This window comes from Devosia sp. P3_B2, from assembly GCF_056402875.1.
Genome location: NZ_JBFUGO010000003.1, coordinates 221,202 through 240,046, shown reverse-complemented (window position 1 = coordinate 240,046; position 18,845 = coordinate 221,202). Strand labels below are relative to the sequence as shown.

The 18,845-nt window shown below is 66.5% G+C and carries 13 protein-coding genes; 1 reads left to right on the top strand and 12 read right to left on the bottom strand.

The features are described 5' to 3' along the window. Positions 1-68: 68 nt before the first annotated feature. From addA to AC1DV8_RS06565, 11 genes are all read right to left on the bottom strand, one after another. Complete coding sequence (addA, locus tag AC1DV8_RS06615; RefSeq protein WP_477156912.1) at positions 69-3,491, bottom strand: double-strand break repair helicase AddA; 3,423 nt, start codon at positions 3,489-3,491, stop codon at positions 69-71. Continuing rightward, positions 3,488-6,442, bottom strand: coding sequence for a double-strand break repair protein AddB (gene addB, locus AC1DV8_RS06610; protein ID WP_477156911.1), 2,955 nt, complete (start codon positions 6,440-6,442; stop codon positions 3,488-3,490). The genes addA and addB overlap by 4 nt, the downstream gene beginning before the upstream one ends. Positions 6,443-6,484: 42 nt before the next feature. Beyond that, positions 6,485-6,934 carry a tRNA (adenosine(37)-N6)-threonylcarbamoyltransferase complex ATPase subunit type 1 TsaE gene (tsaE, locus tag AC1DV8_RS06605; protein WP_477156910.1) on the bottom strand — a complete coding sequence of 150 codons (450 nt, stop codon included), beginning with the start codon at positions 6,932-6,934 and terminating at the stop codon, positions 6,485-6,487. Between the two features lie 39 nt (positions 6,935-6,973). Continuing rightward, positions 6,974-9,376, bottom strand: coding sequence for a sensor histidine kinase (locus AC1DV8_RS06600; RefSeq protein ID WP_477156909.1), 2,403 nt, complete (start codon positions 9,374-9,376; stop codon positions 6,974-6,976). Positions 9,377-9,843: 467 nt separating this feature from the next. Continuing rightward, positions 9,844-11,244, bottom strand: coding sequence for an adenosylhomocysteinase (gene ahcY / locus AC1DV8_RS06595; protein ID WP_477151545.1), 1,401 nt, complete (start codon positions 11,242-11,244; stop codon positions 9,844-9,846). A gap of 81 nt (positions 11,245-11,325) precedes the next feature. After that, positions 11,326-11,844 (bottom strand): DUF2937 family protein, encoded by a 519-nt coding sequence (locus AC1DV8_RS06590; protein ID WP_477156908.1) that lies wholly within the window; start codon positions 11,842-11,844, stop codon positions 11,326-11,328. A 99-nt stretch (positions 11,845-11,943) separates the two neighbouring features. Beyond that, on the bottom strand, positions 11,944-12,255 hold the full coding sequence (locus AC1DV8_RS06585; RefSeq protein ID WP_477151547.1) for an HPr family phosphocarrier protein: 312 nt from the start codon (positions 12,253-12,255) through the stop codon (positions 11,944-11,946). A gap of 24 nt (positions 12,256-12,279) precedes the next feature. Further along, positions 12,280-12,678: a PTS sugar transporter subunit IIA gene (locus AC1DV8_RS06580; RefSeq protein ID WP_477151548.1), complete on the bottom strand. Its 399-nt coding sequence runs from the start codon at positions 12,676-12,678 to the stop codon at positions 12,280-12,282. An 86-nt stretch (positions 12,679-12,764) separates the two neighbouring features. Next, on the bottom strand, positions 12,765-13,250 hold the full coding sequence (locus tag AC1DV8_RS06575) for an HPr kinase/phosphorylase (RefSeq protein WP_477156907.1): 486 nt from the start codon (positions 13,248-13,250) through the stop codon (positions 12,765-12,767). Beyond that, positions 13,247-14,977: a stimulus-sensing domain-containing protein gene (locus AC1DV8_RS06570; protein WP_477151550.1), complete on the bottom strand. Its 1,731-nt coding sequence runs from the start codon at positions 14,975-14,977 to the stop codon at positions 13,247-13,249. Before AC1DV8_RS06570 ends, AC1DV8_RS06575 begins: the two co-directional genes overlap by 4 nt. Positions 14,978-15,045: 68 nt before the next feature. Next, a complete protein-coding gene (locus tag AC1DV8_RS06565; RefSeq protein ID WP_423065225.1) occupies positions 15,046-15,765 on the bottom strand; it encodes a response regulator transcription factor in 720 nt (239 codons plus the stop codon). A gap of 227 nt (positions 15,766-15,992) precedes the next feature. On the opposite strand from AC1DV8_RS06565, the gene pckA reads away from it, so the two are divergent. Further along, entirely contained in the window at positions 15,993-17,543 is a 1,551-nt protein-coding gene (gene pckA / locus AC1DV8_RS06560; RefSeq protein ID WP_477156906.1) for a phosphoenolpyruvate carboxykinase (ATP), read from the top strand. 309 nt (positions 17,544-17,852) lie between these two features. Here the strand turns inward: pckA and AC1DV8_RS06555 are convergent, their stop codons facing one another. Continuing rightward, positions 17,853-18,686, bottom strand: a complete 834-nt coding sequence (locus tag AC1DV8_RS06555; RefSeq protein ID WP_477156905.1) for a cell wall hydrolase — start codon at positions 18,684-18,686, stop codon at positions 17,853-17,855. Between the last annotated feature and the right edge of the window lie 159 nt (positions 18,687-18,845).

The window sequence follows — 18,845 nt, the reverse complement described above, 5'->3', positions numbered from 1 at the left end:
TTTGGGTTGAAAGCGGCGGTCTGTTTGATCCAAAAGCTAGGTAGAGTCCAGTGTGACTTCAACGAACGTCACCGGATGGTGAACCCCCGCGCCGCTTCCGCCAAAGCAGCGTCGGGCAATTTTAGCAGCGATTCCAACTCAGTCCAGAGAATCCCGGCTTCTATCCTCTGCCCCGGGAAAAGCTGCTTTGCAACAAGCGCATAGAGCCCGAGTTGCGTCAGATAACCGGGTTTCACCCGCCCGGGTTCCATCACCGGGTCGGCATCGGACTTGAAATCCACCAGCAGTACGCCGCCCGAGGTGGTGACGATGCGGTCGATGCGGCCGGCAATGGTCACCGTTTCGCCGTTCCGCATGGCGGTTGCGAGGAACGGCACTTCCGCCCGGCTGCCCTCGGTGAACAGGTGCGCGAGCTCCGGACGGGAGAGGATCGAAATGGCCTTGGCGGCGAGCGGCGCATGCTGATCTGGCGCTTGCGGCAACAGCAGCGGCAAAGCCCGCGCCGCGACCGCTGCCCGGTCAGCCGGATCCACTTTCGCGAGGTGCTGCAACAGGGCATGCAGTGCGGTGCCGGAGAGGCGGGCCGTCTCGGGGTCGAGCCCCTCTTCCAGTCGTGTCGCCAGCGAGCGAGCCGGATCGGATGGCACCTCGAGGCTCGACGGCCGCAACACCTTGCGGGCCCGATGGGGTGGCAACGGCGTGAGGTCGAGCAGGGCGGCAGCGGTACCCACCAGGGCCTCGCTTGGCTTCAGCTTCGCAGGTGCCGGCCGCTCCTTCGGATAGACCAACGCGCTGGTATTGCCGTCGGCATCGACCACGCTCTCGCTCAGCGGCCCCAAGCCCTGCTCGATGGCCTTGTACCAGCTGCCATCGACCTTGCCCTGCTTGGTCAGGTAGCCGGTGACGTAGAGCTCGTCCTCGGCCCGGGTCATCGCGACATAGAGCTTACGCCAGTATTCCTTCAGCTGGTCACTGTCGGCATCGTCCTTGAACTCGCTGGTCTGTGGCGCATGGGTGGCGGACGACGAGGCGTGAATGAACAGCGGCGGCACAGCCCTGAGATAGATGCTGCGCCGGTCGCGGCCGCGCTCGGTGATCGCGGCATCGGCGAGGATGACGATCGGTGCCTCGAGTCCCTTCGCCCCGTGCACGGTCATCACCCGCACCCCGGCGCCGCCTTCGGCCAGCTCGCGCTTGATCGTCACTTCGCGCGACCTGAGTTCGGCGAGAAAGCCCAGCAGCGAGGGCTGCGTCGATTGCTCGTGCGACAGTGCCAGGTCGAGGAACTCGGCCATCACGTCGTCGATCTCGCTGCCGAAACGGCCGCGCATCCGCCGCAGCCCGCCCCCCGCATAGAGCACGTCGGCGTAGAAGTTGAACGGCCGCTCGAAATCGAGCCGGTTGCGCCAGCGATAGAGCTGGTCGTAGGCCGCCTTCACCGATGGGATGTCGGAACCCTCGATCGCCCGCCACAGCCGCTTGTCGCCGCGCGGCTGCGCCACGGCCAGCAGCTCATCCTCGCTGACCTCGAACAGCGGCGAGCGCAGCAGCGCCGCCAGTTGCAGGTCGTCGGCCGGATTGCTGAGCACATCGCCCAGCGCCATCATGTCGAGCACGCCGATATGGGTGGTGACCGCCAGCCGGTCCGCCCCCGGCGTCGGCACTCCGGCGCGGATCAGCGCGCGGATGATTTCGTGGAACAGGATGCTGCGCACCTGCACGAGGATCAGCACGTCATCGGCGCTGACCGCGCGGCCGCGCGGTCCCAGCGGACGCTTGGCGTCGATCCAGCCCTTGATCTCGCGGGCGATCCGCTCTGCCACCTGCCGCTGCGCGCTCTGCGTCTGGATCAGCGGCGGCTCGGTCGGCCAGTTCTCCGGGTCGGTCTCCTCCGCCTGATCCTTGATCGGCGGCCACAGTGTCACCAACCCACCGGCATCGGCGCGCGCCGTGCTGTGCGCGACGCCGCTCTCCTCCAGCGCCCCATCGCGCAGATCGGCCCGCTTGAACACCTCGTCCACGGCGTTCAGCACGTTGGGCAGGGTGCGGAAGCTGTAGCGCAGCGGCACCGGGGTGATCTCGAAATGCGCCGCCTTGGCGCTGAACGCATACTGGCGCCCGGCTTCGACGAACACCTCGGGGTCGGCGCCCTGGAACGAGAAGATCGACTGCTTCTGGTCGCCCACCGCGAATAGCGTGCGCGGCCGGTCGGCGGCGGCGCTGTCGCCGAAGAAGAAATCGTCGATCAGCGCGCCCACCACCTGCCATTGCAGCGGGTTGGTGTCCTGCCCCTCGTCGACGAGGATATGGCTGAGGCCGGCGTCGAGCTTGTAGCGCACCCACGTGCCCTGTGCCTCGTCGCGCAGCAGCGCTGCGAGTTTCTCGATCAGGTCGTCGAAATCGAGCAGCGAGCGGGCCCGCTTCGCCTTCTCGTAATGCGCCGAAATCGCCGCCACCACGTCGAGCATCGCCTCGCTGCGTGCCACCAGCTCGGCCGTCACCAGCTTCTGGTACAGCCGCTCGATCCGCTGCCCCTCGGCCACCACACGGGCCGCCACGTCGGGGATAAGGACTGCCGTCGCCTTCTTGATCAGCGTCTTCCGCGCTGTGCGATCCGCCTGAGTCAGGAACGCATCGAGCAGGTCGTCGGCATCGGGCCGCTCCGGGTCGATCTGGCTCAGCCGGTCGACGAAATCGGTGCCGTAGGGATCGGGCACGATCAGCGAGAAGATCGTAGCGTGGTCATTGCGGCTGAGCCCGTAGCCCGAGCTGATCTCGTCCATCACCTCGTCAATCGAGCCGACATCGCCGACCAGCTTCCGCAACTCGCGCTTGGCGACGCGCGGCTGCGCCAGCACCCGCCGCAGCGTCCGCTGCTGGTTCAGTGCTTCGAGGATCGCGGTCTCGATCTGGAAATCGCTGAGCAGGCCGAACAGCGTCTCCACCGCCGTGGCTTCGCCACTGCCGCGCAGACCCGCGGCGATCACCGTCTCCCGGGCTTCGAGCAGCATGCTGTCGCGCTGATGCTCCTCCAGCACGCTGAAATCGAACGGCACGCCCGCCTCGCGCGGGAAGCGGTGCAGCACGCTCTCGCAGAAGGCGTGGATGGTCTGGATGCGCAAGCCGCCGGGCGCTTCGAGGGCGCGTGCGAACAGCGACCGGGCACGCAGGCGCATCCCCGGTGTCGGCGGCACGCCACTGAGCGCCGTCAGATCCTTGATCAGTTCGTCTTCGCTTTCGAGGGCCCATTGCCCGAGCCGCTCGGCGACGCGGCCGCGCATCTCCGCCGCAGCCGCCTTTGTGTAGGTCAGGCAGAGGATCTCCTCGGGCTTGGCGCCGCTCAGCAGCAGCCGCAGCACGCGGGCGGTCAGCACATAGGTCTTGCCCGAGCCGGCATTGGCCGTCACCCAGACGCTGCGTTCCGGATCGGAGGCATCGCGCTGCGCCGCAACGATCTGCTGCGGCATCGGGTTGAGAAGTCGCCGGCTCATGGGTCGTCCACTCCGGCGGTCAGTGTCCACTCGTCGGTGCGGGCGAGGTGGTCGTAGTCGCCCGGGTAGGATTTGCGGCCGGTCTCCACCCGCGGCCGGATCCGCGCCGCCATCGGCAGCCCGTCATGCAGCAGGAACGCATCGACATGCCGCTGCATGCGGCGCTCGATCTCGCCCACTGCGTCCATCAGGCTCATGCCCTTTGGCAGCTTGAACGGCTTGATCTGGAACGCCGCCGGCCCGAGGCCGATCTTGATGTAGGTCAGCGCCGAGCTGTCGCGCGGGGTAATGCCTGGGAATACCCCGGCCCGCGCCATCGCCGCTTCCAGCAGCAGCTGCGGCGCGTCGAACGCCGTCATGTCCTTGGGCTGCGGCACGCCGCCGGTCTTGAAGTCGATGATCTCCAGCGTGCCGTCGCGCTTCACGTCGAGCCGGTCGGCCTTGCCGACCAGGGCGAAGTTGTCGAGCGCCGGGAATTTCCACTCGCCCTTGGTCTCGGCATGGCGTTCGACGATCTCATTGTCGCGCCGCCGCTCGTAGTCGAGGAACTGCCGCGCCGCGCGCTCGAAGCGCTTGAGCCAGATGTCGCGTCGCTCCTTGATGGCGTCGAGCCCGGCAAAGGCATCGCGCGCCATGCCCATCATTTCCGGCAGGGCCTCCGGCAGATCGAGGTCGAGTCCGGCCGCGATGAACTTCTCGAACACGCCGTGGATCATCGTGCCGCGCTCGCGGGCACTCGGCTCGGTGCCCAGCGGCTCGATGCGGCGCAGTGCCAGCACGTGCTTGGCATAGATGTCGTAGGGCGAGCGCATCAGCGGCTCGATCTCGGTGATCGACAGCCGCCGCGGCCGGATGCTAGCGGGCGGATTGGGCACCGGCCGGTCCGCGGGGCGCGGCACGCCGGCGAAGTCGATCGCCTCGGCCTGCGCCAGCCAGCGCGCGCCGCGCGCCTTCACCACCTTGGCATCCGCCTCGCCGATGAAGGCATAGAGCCGCTGCAGCAGCGGCGACGGGAGCGCCGGCGACGTGCCGATGCGCTCGGCATAGGCAATCAGCACCTCGGCATTGCCGACCGCCATGGCGAAATCGTGCGCCGCCTGCCCCTGCCGCCGCTCGGGCGGCTCGAGCCCGATGCCGATCCGCATACCGCGGCTGAGCCATGGACCGGGATCGGCCACCGGTGGCCAGATATCCTCGTTCATGCCGGCGAGGATCATCAGGTCCGGGTTCTGCAGGCGCGCTTCGAGCTCGCCCCAGATGTGGATGTCGTCGCGGGTCGGGACCGGATCCTGCGTCTTGGTGCCGGCCAGCAGCGCTTCGAGCACAGCCTCCAGGTCGAACGGCGCAAAGGCAGTGCCGCCCTGGTCGAGCGAGGTCAGTTCCCCAGCCCAGCGGCGGAACTCCGGCATGCCCGGCAATTCGGCATCGCCGATCAGCACGTCCATAGTGGTGAGCAGCGCCGATGCGAGATCAGGCGCCGTTATCCGCTCGTGCTGCCCCAGCGCAAAGACCGGCTGCATCGCCGCGTCGAGCTTGTCGAGCAACTGCGGCAGGTCCTCGTGATCCGAGAGTTCTCGCAGTCCGGCAATCCCGGCCGCCGGGCGTACCGCGCGCAACTTCAAGTCGATGATGTCGGCGAGGCGCCGCACTGCGTAGCGGTCGAGATCGAGCGAGACCGCCGCGTTGCGGAGCAGGGCGATGATATCCACCGGTGCATAATTGTCCGTCGCGACCGCGAGCACCTGCCGCGCCAGCCGCCCGGCGCTGGACTGGAACAGAGGCGTACCTGCGGCGTCATCGACTTCGACGCCGTGGCGCTTGAGTTCCGCCGCGATACGCCGGGCCAGCGTCTGATCGCGCGCCACAATGCCGACGGTCTTGAGTTCGGCGAGGGCGGAGCGCGCCGCGAGGGCAATTGCCCGCGCTTCGACATCGGCATTGCGCGCTGCCAGGATGCTGACGCCTTCGAGCGCTCTGCACACCGGAATGTCCGAGCGGAGGATCGGCCAGGCCGGCGTCTCGCTGGCCGGCGCCAGCGCCGCCCGCACCAGCGCCGTGCGATGTGCTTCCCCCGCCAGCTCCTCGACTTCGCCGACACCAGCGTCGAGGCCTCGCAGGAGCTTCATCAGGCCATATTGCGGATGACCCTGTGTTGTCTCGCCGCCGAGCATCCGCTCATGCCGATCAGGGGTGAACGACGTGTCGAGCCCCGGCAGCACCAGCACGCCGCGCCGCAGCTTGGCGATGGCCTTGAGCAGTGCGGCGGTTGCCGGAATCGAGCCCGTCGAGCCAGCGGCGATGACCGGCCGCTCGCCATATGCGAACTCGGCTGTCGCCGCCTGCCGCAACAGCCGCTCGTTACGCGCTGCGGCTGCATCGATCCGACCACGCTCCGCGAGGATCGCCGGCCAGGCTTTCAGCGCCACGTCGAGGAATTCCAGCACCTTCTGCCAGTTCCCCGCCAGCTCTTCCGGCACCAGATCCCTAAGCTTGTCGGGCGACACGTCCTCGATGGTGAAGTCGTCGATCACCTCGCCCAGCGAGTCGGCGAGCCAGAAGATCTCCGCCGGGTTGGGCGGAGTGGCAAAGCTCTCGGCCCGCTCGGCGAACAGCCGCACCAGGTGCGACAGCGTCAGCCGCCGTTCGAGCAGTGAGGCGGCCGGCCTGCTGGCGGGCGCGTCGGTGGGCGGCAGGAATGGCTCCTCATCGGCCACCTCGCCACCGAAGGTGCGGATATCGGGCAGCAGCACCGTGCCGCCGAGGCGCTTGGCGAACTCCTCCGCCAGCCCGAACCGGGCGCGGCGCGTGGGGAGGATGATGGTGACGTCGCTCAGCCAGAACGGGCCTTCGCGCGACCAGTCGCCCAGCAACGTGCCATCGAGCACCCGCTCGGCGAGCGTCGCGAGGAAAGGCGCGTGGGGCGCGATGGTGAAGAGCGAGTCGCGGCGCATGGTGGGCGATTTGACTTGTTGAGGCCGATGAAGTCCAGCGCGCTAGACGGCCCGCCCGTCGGCGAAGCGGATCGTCGCGCTCCGACCCTCGCCGCCCGGTGGAATGGCGAGCTTGATAGCCACGGTCGCCCGCTCCACCACCTCGTCCGAACGCTCGGGCCACTCGACCAGGACGATCGCATCGGCCCGGTCGAACAGCCCCAGTTCGTCGACCTCGCGCGGACCGCCGAGCCGGTAGAGGTCGGCATGCAGCACCGGCGTGCCGTTCGCCTCGTAGGGCTGCACCAGCGCGAAGCTGGGGGAGGGAACGTCGAGCCTGAGATCGCCGACCAGCGTGCGAACCACCGTCCGCGCCAGCGCCGTCTTGCCTGCACCGAGATCGCCCTCGAGCAGCACCAGGTCGCCGGGCCGCAGAACCGCCGCGAGGCGGCGGCCGAGATCGGCGGTCGCATCATCATCGGCGAGGAACAGGGTCTGCGGCTCGGTGCTCATCGAGTTCGGATAGCCGAGGATGGCGCCGGACGCAAAGCCCTACTCGGCCGCGCCGACCATCGCCGCGTCGCTCGGCAGGCTGACCACCACTCTTGTGCCGCGCGGCTCACGCCGCTCGACATTGATGGTGCCGCCATGGAGGTTGACGAAGGCGCGGACGATCGAGAGCCCCAGCCCGGCCCCGCGCTGCCGCGCCGCACCCGCGAGTGCGTCGTTGCGATCGAGCAGCGCCAGGCGCATTTCCTCGCTCATCGGCGCACCTTCATCCTCGACGATGAACTGGATGCGCCCGGTGCGGCCGCTGACCGTGAGCTTCACCTCGCCGCCCGGCTCCGAGAAGCGGGCCGCGTTCGACAAGAGGTTGTAGAGCACGTTGACGATGCGCGTGCCGTCGGCGTTGAACGGCGGCAGGTCGGGCTCGATCACCACCTTGAGGTTGAGCGACGGCTCGCCATCGATATCGGGGAAGGTGGCTGCCAACCCGGCGCGGGCCTTGTCGACCAGCGCCCCGACATCCTGCAACTCCGGCTGCAGTTCGGCGATCCCCGCATCGACCGTCGCGAGATCGAGGATGTTGTCGATCAGCACGCCCAGCGTCGCGCTCGAGGCACGAATGAAATCGGTGTAGCTGCGCTGCTTGTCGTTGAGCTCACCGGCAGTGCCGGAGGCGAGCAGGTCCGCAAAGCCAATGATGTTAGTGAGCGGCGAGCGCAGTTCGTACGAGACGTTCTGCACGAACGCATCCTTCAGCCGGTCGGCCGTGATCAGCGCGTCGTTCCGCTCTTTCAGCACCCGCTGGTAGTTGGCGCTCTCGGTCACATCGAGGAAGGTCATCATCGTCTGCCCGTCGGGCAGCCGCACCACGGCGTAGTCGATCAGCTTGCCGTCGGCCCGGGTGATCCGGCCCTGCCGATCCGACCGGGTCGGGTTGAGGTCGATGATCGAGCGCTTCAGGTCGCGCCAGATCGTCGCTCCGTCATCCGGCAGCGCCCGCGACGCGGCTTCGGCGATCTGGTCGATATGCGGGGTCTCGCTGAGCAGGTTCGCTGGCAGCTTCCACAACGTCGAGAGTTTTGGGTTGCTGAGCGTCAGCCGGCCATTGGTGCCGAACACCGCCACGGCCTCGCTCAGCGCATTCAGCGTCGAGCGCTGTACATCCAGCACCACCTTGTGCTGGCTCTTGAGGTTGAGCTGGTCGGTGATGTCCTCGAACACATAGATCACCCCGCCCTTCGGGCCGGCCGGCGCCGCGATCACCTGCACGGTGCGACCATCGGGCAGGTGCCAGGCCTCGAGTTCCTTGGGGACCCGCAGCTGGTACGAGGCGAGGTGCCGTGTCCGCCAGCCCTGATAGTCCGGCTCGTTCGGCAGTTTGCCGTCGGTGCGCAGCTTGTCGAGGATAGCGCGCTCGTCCATGCCGAGCTTCAGCCAGGTCGGGTCGATGTCCCACAGCGTGCAGTAGGCGCGGTTGAACTGCACCAGTTCGCGATTGGCGTTGAAGATCGCGATCGGCGTCGCCAGCGCGTCGATGATTGCCGAGAGATGGGAGAGACCGGCATCGCGCGGCGCACTGTCCTGCCGGGCATGCAGGTACCCGGCGGAGCCGCCATTGACCGGGAAGTCGACGACCTCGAAATCGCCGATCTCGCCCAGCGTCACCATGGTGCTCTGCGGCTTGCGGGCATCGCCCAGCACGGCGCGGTTGCGCTGCAGCAGGCCGTAATCGACCAGCTCGGCCGGCTGGCTCTCGCTGGTCTTGCGACCGAGGGCCCGGGCGAGGTCGTGATAGGCGGCATTGGCGAACACCAGGCGGCCGGTCCCGTCGCGGAGGAACGCCGGCTTGCCGAGGCTGGCGAGGACGGTGCGGGCAGTGGCGTAATCGGTAGTCGTCTGCGCCACGGCGGGAACGCCAGCCGGGATGAGTTCACCCGAGGGCTGCGTCACCGCTGGCCGCAGCCGCAGCGCAGCGCCATTGCCGAGCAGCGAGCCGGAGGCGCGGACGGTGCGGCCATCATGCGCCTTCAGTGTCAGCTCGAAGCCGCGACCGCCGACCCGCAGGTTTTCGATCGAGCGGGCCATCCGCTCGGCATCGGCCTCGCCGAGCCAGGAGCCGAAATCGAGCACCGCTTCGGCGCGCCGCCCGGGTGGCAGCAGGGCCGAAGCCTGGCCGAGGAAGCGCGGACCCTCGCCGGCGCTGGCCCACAGCACGATGATCTCGCGCCCCCCCGAGAGCAGGGCTTCGTACTCATCGACGCGGGCGCGAAGGCTGGCGATCTGCTCGGCGGCGCGGTGCCGGGCCGAACGGTTGTCGTGCAGCATGCGGCGCACCAGCGCCATGGCGATCAGCGCGAAAGCGCCGGCCCCGAGTGCAATGGCGACGGGCGCAGCGCCCATCACGTTGTTGGCGGTGATCCCTTGGGCAAGGGCAGGCGACGCGCTCAAAAGGGTTACCAGACTCGCTGATAAACCTGCGAATCCCCAATCGTTCCGGACCCTATCCGGCGCCATATACTGCCCCTAACCGATTATGCCGCTCAGCGCCGCCCGAAGCGGACGGCGAACACCGCACTTGCTGGCGCGCCGAGCCCCACTGATTCGCCGCGCATCCGGCCGGTCAAAACCCGTAACCGCCGAATCACCAGACCTTACCGGGCTCGGAATCGCGCAAAAAGAGTCTAATTGTATGTGAACAGCGGGGAATGCCCCGAGATTGGGAGTTGACCCGAGTCCGAACAGTGAACGCTTCGTTAACGCCGCGGTGATTTGGGCGGATTATTTTGCCGAGTGGGCAGCGGCGGCCGCCGGTCTACCTTCTCCCACAAAGGGAGAAGGCACTCACACTTCCGCTGGTGCAATGAGAAAGGGCGCCCTGCGGGACGCCCTTCGGAAACTTGTAGCGATGCCGCGGATCAGTAGCGGTACTGCTCGGACTTGAACGGCCCGGTCTGGCTGACGCCGATATACTCCGCCTGCGGCTTCGACAGCTTGGTCAGCTTGGCGCCGAGCTTGGCGAGGTGCAGCTCCGCGACTTTCTCGTCGAGATGCTTGGGCAGGACGTGCACGGCCTTGGTCAGCTTGTCGCCGTTGGTCCACAGTTCGATCTGCGCCAGCGTCTGGTTGGCGAACGAGGCGCTCATCACGAAGCTCGGGTGGCCGGTGGCGTTGCCGAGGTTGACGAGGCGCCCTTCCGACAGCAGCACGATGCGCTTGCCGGCCGAGAGCTCGACGATATCGACCTGCGGCTTGACGTTGGTCCACTTGAAGTTGCGGAGCTCCGCAACCTGGATCTCGTTGTCGAAGTGGCCGATGTTGCAGACGATCGCCATGTCCTTGAGGTTGCGGATGTCGTCGAGGCTGACGACGTCCTTGTTCCCCGTGGCGGTGACGACGATGTCGGCGCGGTGCGCCGCGTCCTCGAGGGTGACGACCTCGTAGCCGTCCATGGCCGCCTGCAGCGCGCAGATCGGATCGACTTCGGTGACCAGAACACGAGCGCCGGCGCCGCGCAGCGACTGGGCCGAACCCTTGCCGACGTCGCCATAGCCGCAGACGATCGCCACCTTGCCGGCGAGCATCACGTCGGTGCCGCGACGGATCGCGTCGACCAGCGATTCACGGGTGCCGTACTTGTTGTCGAACTTCGACTTGGTGACGCTGTCGTTGACGTTGATCGCCGGGAACGGCAGCTCGCCCTTCTGCTGCAGCTGGTAGAGCCGCATCACGCCCGTGGTGGTCTCCTCGGAAACGCCGCGGATGTTGGCGCGGATCTTCGAGTAGAACTTCGGATCCTGGGCCAGGCGCTTCTTGATCAGCGCGAAGAAGATTTCCTCTTCCTCGGAATGCGGATTGTTCAGCACCGACGGATCGGTCTCGGCCTTGGCGCCGGTCAGCACCAGCATGGTGGCGTCGCCACCATCGTCGAGGATCATGTTGGGCGTCTGGCCGCCCGGCCACTCCATCATGCGGTCGGTGTAATCCCAGTACTCCTCGAGGCTCTCGCCCTTCTTGGCGAACACCGAGATGCCGGCGGCGGCAATGGCGGCGGCGGCGTGGTCCTGGGTCGAAAAGATGTTGCAGCTGACCCAGCGAACATCGGCGCCGAGCGCCTTCAGCGTCTCGATCAGCACCGCGGTCTGGATCGTCATGTGGAGCGAGCCGGCGATGCGGGCGCCCTTCAGCGGCTGTTTGGCGGCATATTCCTCGCGGATCGCCATCAGGCCGGGCATTTCGATCTCGGCCATGCCGATTTCCTTGCGGCCATAATCGGCGAGGCCGATGTCGGTGACCACGTAGTCGTTGTTGCTGGCCATCGGCCCTCTCCGTCTTATCGCTGGTGTTGGGGCCTTATACTGAAGGCGGCCGGCGCTATCAACCGGGATATAAAGAAAGCTTTATGTCTCTCGCCGTTCGATATAGCGGATGCGCCGCCGCCTGAACGGCAGCATCAGGAAGCCGACCACGGCCGAAAGCGCGGCATAGCCGACCAGAAAGCCGGCGCCGGCATAGGCGAAACCCTCGATCGTCACCGGCACTGCGGGCTTGTAGTCCCTGAGCGCGCGGCCGCCGATCTCGCTGTCGAGATACTCGGGCAGTTTGGTGAAGCGCTCCCAGCCGGCCGCGCTGCGCACCTCGGCGAGCGTGGCAGAGAGCTCCTCGTAGCGCTTGAAGGTGCGCGCCATCGACTCGCCGCGTGCCGCGATAAAGCCGTCACCGGTCTTCGAGAACCGATCGATCGCCTCATCGCGACCAAGCCCGGCCTCCTTTGCAGCCCTGTCAAAATCCTCGGTGATAATCCTCAGTTCGTCGACCGCCCCGCCGAGACGCTGCGTGTACTGCTGGGCATACTCGGGGAACTGGCTGAGCCCGGCGCCAACCACGAGGCCGCCGAGCAGGGCAAGCGTTCTGCGCATCTGGTTCTCCGACCGGTCTCGACACGACTGCGCAACGGGCCGATCTGCCCGGGCGTTCCCAACATAGGGCGAGATGGTATCAGGGGGATAAACCGGCCTTTAGGCCGCAGCGCCGTCCGAATCCTCGTCGAAGCCGTTGTTCACCAGCGTGGTGATGGCATCGAGCGCCTCGCGGGCCTGCTTGCCGGTGGCCTGCACGAGGATGGTGGAGCCCGGGCCGGCGCCCAGCATCATCAGGCCCATGATCGAATTGCCCGAAACCGCCTGCCCGTCACGAACCACCTTGATCTCGGCATCGAAGCACTCCGCGGTGCGCACGAACCGGGCCGAAGCCCGCGCATGCAGACCCTTGCGATTGACGATGGTCAATTGCTGCGCGAGTGCCCGATCCGAACCAGCTGCGGTATCCATCACGCTAAGATGCCGGATTTCGGCTTAACCGCCAAGCGTCTCGCTGGCCACGTTGATGTATTTCCGGCCGGCTTCGGCGGCTTCCTTCACCGCCTGCTTGATTTCGAGGTCGGCGCGGACTCGGGCGAGCTTCACCAGCATCGGCAGGTTGACCCCGGCGATCACCTCGACTTCGCGCTGCTGCATGATCGAGATGGCGAGGTTGGATGGGGTGCCGCCGAACATGTCGGTGAGGATCACGACGCCCTGGCCCTGGTCGGCCGCATCGACGCATCTGAGGATGTCGTTGCGCCGCTCTTCCATGTCGTCATCGGGGCCGATGGCGATGGTTTCCACCATCTCCTGCGGGCCGACGACGTGCTCGAGGGCGGACTTGAACTCAACGGCGAGCGCCCCGTGCGTCACCAGAACCATGCCGATCATGCAATATCCCCAAAGTCTCGCAGGTTCCGGCCGGGCAACTAGGGCTCCCAGAGGAAGCGGGAGTCTTGCCCCATGGCGAGCCTGATTCAAGTGGTTTTTTGTCGCGCCACTCGCGGCTGTGAACCGAGCTCCCGGATTGCCTCCCCGATCAGCAGCAACTGGTGCCACGTATCGATCACGCCGGCCCGTGGAACCGGTGCCCGGGGCAGGGTGACGCCGAACAGCTCGGTGACCAGCGCATCGTCCTCGAGCATGCGTTCCAGCGTCTCGACCAGGTCGATGACAAGGTGCAGCGGCGCCTCTTCGACGAAGGGGCGCTTGACGATGCCGCGGCCGCGCAGCTCGATCAGCCCTTCGATGTTCGGCGCCGGTCGCATGCGAAGCGCGCCGTTGCCGGTGACAATCTCGACGCGGTCGTCCGACACCAGTGTCGCTTCGAGTCCTCGGGCGTCCCACTGGTCGAGCAAGGCGAGTGCCAGCAGTGACTTGCCGGAGCCCGGCGGCCCGCGAAGGATCAGGCCGATGCCACCCAGCACCAGTCCGCTCGCGTGGATATTGTGAGTGGTGGTCACCGGCGCTTCTCGGCCGCGGCGCGTCTCAGCTTGACGGTAAACTTGGCGCCGCTGCGATCGTCGCGATTGGCCGCAGTAATGCTGCCGGCATGCGCCTCGACGATCTGCTTGGAGATGGCGAGGCCGAGGCCGGAGTGATCGCCGAAATGCTCGCCGTCCGGGCGATCGGTGTAGAACCGCTGGAAGATCCGGCTGATATCGCCGCGGATGCCCGGCCCCTCGTCGGTGACGACGATGGTGATGGTGTCCTCGTTGGTGGAGACGTTCACCAGCACCTTGCCGCCCTCGGGCGAGAACGACACCGCATTGTCGATCAGGTTGTTGATCACCTGGGCCAGCCGGCTGTCATGGCCGAGCACCACCGGCACGTAGCGGCTGACGTGCTTTTCCAGCACGACATCGACCTTGCGGTTGGCCGCCACGTCCTTCTGGATCGACACCATGGCGTCGGCCAACTGGGCGACATCCACCCGCTCGGCGCTCTGCCGCGCCAGTTCGGCATCGAGCCGGCTGGCGTTGGAGATATCGGAGATCAGCCGGTCGAGCCGGCGCACGTCGTGCTGGATGATGGCGTTGAGCCGTTCGCGATCCTCGGCGCGGCGGGCTCGCGGCAGGGTTTCGACCGCGGAGCGCAGCGACGTCAGCGGGTTCTTCAGCTCATGCGCTACGTCGGCGGCGAAGCGTTCGATCGCCTCGATGCGGTTATAGAGCGCCGAAGTCATCGAGCGCAGCGCCTTGCTGAGGTGCCCGACCTCGTCGGTACGGTCGGAGAAATCCGGGATCTCGGTGCGGCTGGTGACCGTCGAGTGCACCTGTTCGGCGGCTCCGGCCAGCCGGCGCAGCGGCCCGGCAATGGTGCCGGCGAGCAGCAGCGACAGGATGATGGTCACGCCACCGGCGACCAGCGCGATGCGCAGGATCCCCCAGCGTTCCGCCGTGGCGATCTGGTCGATGTCGCCCGGCTGGGTGGAGAGCAGCAGCACGCCGACATTGGCGCGCACCCGCTGGATCGGCACCGCCACCGACACCACCAGCTGGCGCTTTGCATCGACGCGGACGATCGCGGTCGCGGCGCCGCCGAGCGCCGCCGACACCTCGGGGTAGCGGGTGCCTTCGTCGGCCCCGAACTCCTGGTATTGCGGATAGTCGTCGCCCGGCAGCCAGTCGACCAGCGCGTTCCACCAGTCGAGCAGGAAGAACGTGCCGCTATCCGCCGGCTTGATCTGCCGCAGCACTTCGCCGCGCGCATAGAGATTGGCGCTGTCGAGGATCAACAGGCCCTGCTGGTCGTAGATGCGGGCCCGCGTCCGGGTCGGGGTGACGAGGTTACGGAGCAGCGGCGCAACGCGCTCGGGATTGACCGGGAATTCGAGGCTGGGGTCGAAGAAGCTCAGCGGCGAGACTACCTCGCTGCCCTGCAGCTCGATCAGCCGGTCCGGATTGACGGTGATGACGTCGCTATCGACCGTAGCCGAAGCCGCGATCGCCGCGGCGATGATTTCGCCCTGGACGCGCAGGCTCTGCACCCGCGCTTCGATCAGCCCGGTGCGCCATTGGTTGAGGAACAGGATGCCGATCACCAGCACGGCGAGGCCGGCGAGATTGAGCACGATGATGCGGCGGGCGAGGCTCGAAAAGATCGTCAGCGCCAACAGGCGCTGGATCTGCTTGATCGCAGCGAGCACGAACGTACCGACGGCTCCGGCGATCCGGTTGAGCTTCGGCATGATGCCGACCTCCGCGGATGCGGGCCTCGGACCCGGCAACTCCTCTTCGGTGACGGCCAATTGTCCTCTTACTGCTCCTTGAAGCGGTAGCCTACGCCGTAGAGGGTTTCGATCATCTCGAAATCGTCGTCAACCGCCTTGAACTTCTTCCTCAGCCGCTTGATGTGGCTGTCGATGGTGCGATCGTCGACATAGACCTGGTCGTCGTAGGCCGCGTCCATCAGCGCGTTGCGCGACTTGACCACGCCGGGGCGCAGCGCCAGGGCCTGGAGGATGAGAAACTCGGTGACGGTCAGGGTGACGCGCTGACCCTTCCAGGTGCAGGTGTGGCGCTCTTCGTCCATTACCAGCGATCCACGCTCGATCAGCGCCTTGCTGGGTGCGGCCTCGCTGCCGGGTGTGCCGGGGGCGGCAGAGGGGTCGCGCGGCGCGGCCCGGCGGAGCACCGATTTGACCCGCTCAACCAGCAGGCGCTGGCTGAACGGCTTGGTGATGAAGTCGTCGGCGCCCATCTTGAGGCCGAACAGTTCGTCGATCTCCTCGTCCTTCGAGGTGAGGAAGATCACCGGCACATCGGACTTCTGGCGCAGCCGGCGCAGCAGCTCCATGCCGTCCATGCGAGGCATCTTGATATCGAGGATGGCGAGGTCGGGCCGGTCGGCCGTCAATCCCTCGAGACCCGAAGCCCCATCGGTATAGGTGGCGACCTGATAGCCTTCGGCCTCGAGCGTCAGCGACACCGAAGTCAGAATGTTACGGTCGTCGTCCACCAGTGCGATCTTGGGCATTGAGCTCCCTTTCATCCAAATCACGGCGGGCGAGTGGCTCTCGCACCCCGAATTGTGGCGAGCATTGACTGCCACAATTGCGCATAAATAAGGCGTTCAGCCAATGAATGCCAGCATGCCGCACTCAACCGAAGTCGCAGGACTTCCGTCTTAAGCCGGATTTCCGGATGGGCGGCGGGGTCTACAAGGCCGTAACTCATGGTCATTCCAGACCGAGGGTAACGGCCATGGGCCATCAAATTCACGACCAGCTCGCAACCCGGATCGGCGCTTTGGCGCATGTCCGGTGGGACGAACTGCCCCCCACTTTGGTGGAAACCGCGCTTACCAGCGGCGAAGGCCGGCTCGCTGCCGGCGGTGCGCTCGCCGTCACCACCGGTGTGTTCACCGGCCGTTCCGTGAAGGACAAGTTCATCGTCCGCGACGCCGCGACCGAGCATCAGGTCTGGTGGGACAACAACCAGCCGATGGCGCCCGAGCAGTTCGAGCGGCTGCTCGCCGACATGATCGCCGCCACCGACGGACGGACCCTCCACGGCCAGCACCTGCTCGCCGGCGCCGACGAGCGCCACCAGATGCGCATCAGCGTCATCACCGAGACGGCCTGGCATGCGCTGTTCATCCGCAACCTGCTGATCCGCCCGGAAACGGTGGGCGGAGTGACCGATGTCACCATCCTCCATCTCCCCGGCTTCATCGCCGACCCGGCCCGCCACGGCAGCCGCACCGGCACGGTGATCGCCCTCGACATGGCGCGAAAGCTGGTGCTGATCGCCGGCACCGCCTATGCCGGCGAGATCAAGAAGTCGGTGTTCTCGCTGTTCAACTTCCATGCGCCGTTCGCCGATACTATGCCGATGCACTGCTCGGCCAATATCGGTCGCGACGGCGACGTGGCGCTGTTCTTCGGCCTCTCGGGCACCGGCAAGACGACGCTTTCGAACGACCCCGAGCGACTACTCATCGGCGACGACGAGCACGGCTGGACCCCCGATGGCGTGTTCAACCTCGAGGGCGGCTGCTACGCCAAGACCGTCAAGCTCAGCCCCGCCGCCGAGCCGCAGATCCACATGGCAACGCAGCGCTTCGGCACCGTGCTCGAGAATTTGAAGCTCGATGACGCGCTGGTGCCGCTCTACGACGACATCTCGCTCACCGAGAACACCCGCGCTGCCTATCCGCTCGAAACCCTGCCGGCGGTGGCCAAAGGCGGTGTCGGTGGCAAGCCGCGCACCGTGGTGTTTCTCACCGCCGATGCGTTCGGCGTATTGCCGCCGATCGCCAAGCTGACCCCGGAGCAGGCGGTGTTCCACTTCCTCTCGGGCTACACGGCGAAAGTCGCGGGCACCGAGCGCGGCGTCACCGAGCCAGTGGCGACGTTCTCGGCCTGCTTCGGCGCGCCGTTCATGCCGCTGCACCCGACGGTCTACGGCCGGCTTCTGGAACAGCGGCTCGAGGCGACGGGCGCCCGCATCTACCTGCTCAACACCGGCTGGACCGGCGGAGGCTATGGCGTCGGCAAGCGCATCGACATCGCCACCACCCGCCGGCTGCTCGACGCGGCGCTGTCGGGTGAACTCGAGACCGGCGAGATGCGGGTAGAACCGCTGTTCGGCATGGAAGTACCGCTGCGCGTCGAAGGCGTAACGCCCCGGGCGTTGGACCCGCGCGCCAACTGGGCCGACGTCACGGCCTATGACGCGGCAGCGACGAAGCTGCAGGACCTGTTCGCGACGAACTATCGCAAGTTCGAGACGGTACAGGTGGCGGCGGAATAGGCGGGACACATCGACTGAGCATGACGATCCCCGCGCGAGCGGGGATTGGGGCTCCCTCACCTCAGCCACCCCACCCGCCGACCGTCATCCCGGCGAAAGCCGGGACCCATTGCTCGGACGGCCGACCAGGCACGTCCCGTCCGGTCCATCACAGCAAGGTCGGAGCCATCTTGCATGAGGCTGGGTCGGCGCACTGGGTCCCGGCTTTCGCCGGGATGACGGCCGGTGGGCTGGGAGGATGAGCAAACACTGCCTCCCCAAAACGAAATGGCCCCGTTCAGGGGCCATTCATCCGGAAACCGCTAGGTCTCAGTTCTTCGAATAAAACACGTGCGAGCCGATAGCGGCGACGCGGTGGAAGGTGTGGGACCAGTTCGGGGCCACTGCCGTGGTGTGGTAGAACAGCGCCGAGTTCGGCACCACTCCCGGGCGCTCACCGCGCTGGAACTCGTAGAACGCGTCCTCGGCCATCTTGATCGAGCGGTTCCACGCCGTGCGCTCACGGCCCATGTCGGAGCGGCCATCGCATGCGAAAGTGAACTGGCACTTGTAGCGGCCCTTGTCGGCGTTCTGGAACACCACGCCGCAGATCGTTGACGGGTACTTCTTGCTCATCGCCCGATTGATGATGACGTTGGCGACCGCGAGCTGCCCATCACGGCTTTCGCCGCGCGCTTCGTGATAGATCGCCTGGGCCAGGCAGAGCTTTTCGCCTTCGGCCAGTTTCACCCGCTTCGTGGTCGGCACGAAATCAGCCTGCACGTAGTTGGTGAGCACCGAGGCGGTGAGTGCCGGCTTGTTCGAGAAATCGACGCTCTCGATCGCATCGAGCGCCTGGTTCTGGCGCTTGGCGATGTAGCCCATCAGCATGGCTTCGGTCAGTTCCGCCTTCGGGGCCGGAACGTCGAAACCCTCGAAATTGTCGAGCTGCTGCTTGCGGGCGACATAGGCCTGAAGCACGTCGTTGGTGAGCTTCGGCTGGGTGCTGGCCTGGAATTCTTCGCGCTTGAGGGACACTGCCTGGGTGAAGGCAGCGGGAACCACAGTGTCGATGGAGAGTTCTTCAGCAGACGACGGAGCAAAAGTCACGAGCAGCACGAGTGCTGCTGCGGCGAACGCCAATGCATGCGTAATTGTACGCATCGCTGGTGCGATCGACCCTGCTCGCAATCCGCCTACCTTCCCCCGATGCCGCCCCCGAGGCAGCCCAGCTTGGTTAGTTACCCAAGCCCGGACCCTAGCCGAGCTTGGACAACGATGGAACCCAGAATTTACAGTTACTTAACCATGAATCTTAGGTTC